The sequence below is a fragment of the Geobacillus sp. genome, assembly GCF_017515625.1.
GTDB lineage: Bacteria > Bacillota > Bacilli > Bacillales > Anoxybacillaceae > Geobacillus > Geobacillus stearothermophilus.
The window spans coordinates 1-2,976 of the sequence record NZ_JAFWFM010000139.1 but is presented as its reverse complement, the minus strand read 5'-3'; the positions used below and the strand labels follow the sequence as shown (position 1 = coordinate 2,976).

Annotated in this window: 3 protein-coding genes and 4 pseudogenes; 2 read left to right on the top strand and 5 right to left on the bottom strand. The window is 53.7% G+C overall.

The genetic code is table 11. The features are described from left to right. The coding region (locus tag IKE44_RS08490) for a transposase (RefSeq protein ID WP_287465619.1) at positions 1–107 on the top strand (107 nt) is incomplete at its 5' end. A 156-nt stretch (positions 108–263) separates the two neighbouring features. Here IKE44_RS08490 and IKE44_RS08485 read toward each other — a convergent pair. From IKE44_RS08485 to IKE44_RS08470, 4 genes and pseudogenes are all read right to left on the bottom strand, one after another. After that, complete coding sequence (locus IKE44_RS08485; RefSeq protein ID WP_287465618.1) at positions 264–473, bottom strand: hypothetical protein; 210 nt, start codon at positions 471–473, stop codon at positions 264–266. 86 nt (positions 474–559) lie between these two features. Next, positions 560–1,075: pseudogene (locus IKE44_RS08480) on the bottom strand (aldehyde dehydrogenase family protein); the annotation flags it as partial. A 42-nt stretch (positions 1,076–1,117) separates the two neighbouring features. Continuing rightward, positions 1,118–1,285: pseudogene (locus tag IKE44_RS08475) on the bottom strand (fumarylacetoacetate hydrolase family protein); the annotation flags it as partial. A gap of 52 nt (positions 1,286–1,337) precedes the next feature. Further along, a pseudogene (locus tag IKE44_RS08470) lies at positions 1,338–1,442 on the bottom strand (hypothetical protein); the annotation flags it as partial. Here IKE44_RS08470 and IKE44_RS08465 point away from each other — a divergent pair. After that, a pseudogene (locus tag IKE44_RS08465) lies at positions 1,396–1,812 on the top strand (LysR family transcriptional regulator substrate-binding protein); the annotation flags it as partial. The pseudogenes IKE44_RS08470 and IKE44_RS08465 overlap by 47 nt on opposite strands. Positions 1,813–1,939: 127 nt before the next feature. On the opposite strand, the gene IKE44_RS08460 reads toward IKE44_RS08465, so the two are convergent. Then, on the bottom strand, positions 1,940–2,839 hold the full coding sequence (locus tag IKE44_RS08460; RefSeq protein ID WP_033015120.1) for a manganese catalase family protein: 900 nt from the start codon (positions 2,837–2,839) through the stop codon (positions 1,940–1,942). Between the last annotated feature and the right edge of the window lie 137 nt (positions 2,840–2,976).

The following is a 2,976-nucleotide window of genomic DNA, read 5'->3' as shown; positions in this document are numbered from 1 at the left end:
GAACAAATAACAAGATCAAGCTGATGAAACGTCGGGGATACGGATACAGAAATATCCAGCGTTTTGCATTGCGGGTTCGGCTAGAAACAGCTAACATACTTTCATGACAGGTGCAAGTACAACTTTTGGTGATGAACCTTGTTTCTTTTTACATGGTAATTATTGTTATGAAAATTGCTCATCTACAGTTTATGATTTATGATTATATTGCACCGAACATATTTTCACAACCATCATATTATTTCCTTAGTTCTGTTTTTCTATTAATCATGCAGAACGGCAGGGAAAACCCCACACTTTCCGACCAAACCGTGGTTGCAGAAGGAAGCAAAGTTCAAGTTTTGCAAAGCTTCCCTATTTGACAAAATCCGGATTTCACCCCGCGTTCCCTCATAAATCATCAGTTCGTTATCACTAAACAACAGATAACCGGCCGGCTGTCCGCCGGCCATCACGACTGTCTCATCATGCATGATCAACACTCCTGTACTTCCCTTCAAAAAAATTGTTGCTCACAACGGCGCCCGTATACGGTTTGAACTCGACAAGCCCTTCCTCTTCAAGCTGGCGGATCGCCGACCGCGACGTGGACAACTTGCACTTCCGTATAGAAATCAAAGCTGTAATGCCCGCCTTCGCGGCCGATGCCGCTGTATTTCGTCCCACCAAACGGGATGCGCAAATTGCGGACGTTCGGTGAATTGACCCACGCCATCCCGCTTTCGATCGCTTGGGCGACGCGGTGGCCGCGCTTCATGTCGTTCGTCCAGACGTACGCCGCCAATCCGTACTTCACATCGTTCGCCAACCGAATGGCCTCTTCTTCACTCGTGAAAGACATGACGGCCATGACCGGTCCGAAAATTTCTTCCTGCGCCACTTTCATATCGTTGCGGCAGTTAAGCAATAATGTCGGGGGCACAAAGTTGCCGCGCTCCAGCCCTTTCGGAACGCCCGGGGCATAGACGTCCGCCCCTTCCTGTTTGGCGTTCTCAATATAGCGGTTCACCCGCTCCCAATGATCGCGATGAATGAGCGGTCCCAGTTCGGTCGCGGGGTTCATCGGATCGCCGACTTCGTCATGGCTGACGATCCATGGGCTGAGCGGCATCGCCTGGTCGCGGTTTTTGACGCGGAAATTCGGCCGGTAATAATTTTCTAAGTAATCGCGGACTGCGTAATCGTTGGCAATGGTGTAGCCGGAAATGTAGTCGTACGCCTGTTCCGCCCTCACCCGGCGGGCCGAGCGGCCGATCACCACCGCAAGCTCGCATTCGTAATGCATCATGTTCACCCCCTCCGGGCGTGACGGAAATGCCGTGCGTGCCGCTTTCAATATGCCAATCGATGAGCGCGGCAAGCGCCGCAAAATCCACGTTTCCTTCCTCATCAAACGGCGTGTTGCCGGCGCAATGGAAGACCGGCCAAACCGCGTTATACATGCGCGATTTTGCGGATTGGCCGCTTCTCCTTCTCCACCGGGTGCACGGCGCCGGACAGTACGAGCGGGTCATCGAGGAATGCCGCCGCCATGGCTTTGAACCGAACGTTCTATGCGAATGCCCGGACGCGACCATATTGCTCTCCCTTGTCGCCCAAGGCCTCGGGGCCACCATTGTGCCGCAATCCACTGTAGCCTTGTTTCGCCTCCCCGGCATCAAGGTGCTGGAGATCATCGACTCTTCGATGACAGCGGAAGCCGCCGCCATCCTCGACCGACAACGGTATTTACCAAAAAGCGCCTGAACATTCCTCGACGTGCTCCAAACCGCTGCGGCCCGCGCCGCCGGCGGACAACATGAAGAAAGATAGCGATTCCTCCAATCATGGACGCTCAAGTGAAGGGAAAAAACAACATTGGCGTCATCTCTTCGTTGCGCCGCCCTTTTTGTTCAACGACCGGCTTTCCAAAAAAAATCAGGCGCCGTTGGGCGCCTCATCACAACCCTGCCGACCGCTGCAGCCGCTTGGCGATTTCCAAAAAATCTTCGGCCGAAATCCCGGGAGCGAATTCTTCCGGCACTTCGTCCAAATCGGGGATCGCCCCCCCTTGGGGCGCTCCTTCGACCACCTCGAGCGGCTGGCCGTCGCTTGGATGGGTTCCTTTCCAAATGCGGCCGATTTCTTTGTAATAGCGATCGCTGAACGTATAAAGTCGGCGGTGGACGCCTTGATCCTCATACTTTCTCGCCGCATCGAACACGCGGTTATCGAGGTTCGGGATTGGCAGAAGCTTCGTCACATCAACGCCCGTCGCCACTTCCAACGCCTTGGCGTACGCCAAAACATGAACTCCCCCGCGCACAAGCAAGTAGCCGATCATCTCGCGGGCGGTAGGGTGGTCCGTCATTTCATAGACGCGCATTTTATGCGTGCGCGCTCCGCATTCCAGGAAAAAGTTGTGAAGCAAATCCAAAATCAAGTTGCCGCTGTTGAACACGTACTCCCCCGTCCACGCCTTCCCCATCGAATCGCCGGGAAACGCCGTCTGCGCCGTCGCGATAAAATGATACGTATTGCGCTTGTCTTTCGCATCCTTCATCGGCGCTGTATCCGGATCACCTGGATGGGTGGAGCCGGTCAAGCAAAGGTTGATCGCATTGGACACGAGCTCGACATGGCCAAACTCTTCGGCGGTGATGCTCGCCACCAACTCGTAAAACGGGCGCAGCTTCTTTTTTTGCCGAAAATTGAATGACTGAAACAAATAATTGTTTAACGTCGACATTTCTCCGAAACGGCCGCCAAGCAGCTCCTGGACAGCGGCAGCCGCATTGGGGTCCGCGTATTTGGGCTCCGGCAATTCAATCGCCAGCCGGTCGATCCGCTGAAATACCACGATTCTCTTCCTCCCTCTAGAAATGTTGATGTATCAAGGCTTTTCGGCCCCTCAGGGGTGTCCAAAAAATATTTTTCGACAAAATCCCTTACATCCTTTTTCAGTTTTGTGGGTATCTTACAGACCTAGGGTGCGCT

What these genes read in the sequence shown, in the direction of transcription:
- IKE44_RS08485 (WP_287465618.1), bottom strand. Translation starts at nt 473, where the DNA reads ATGCATGATGAGACAGTCGTGATGGCCGGCGGACAGCCGGCCGGTTAT.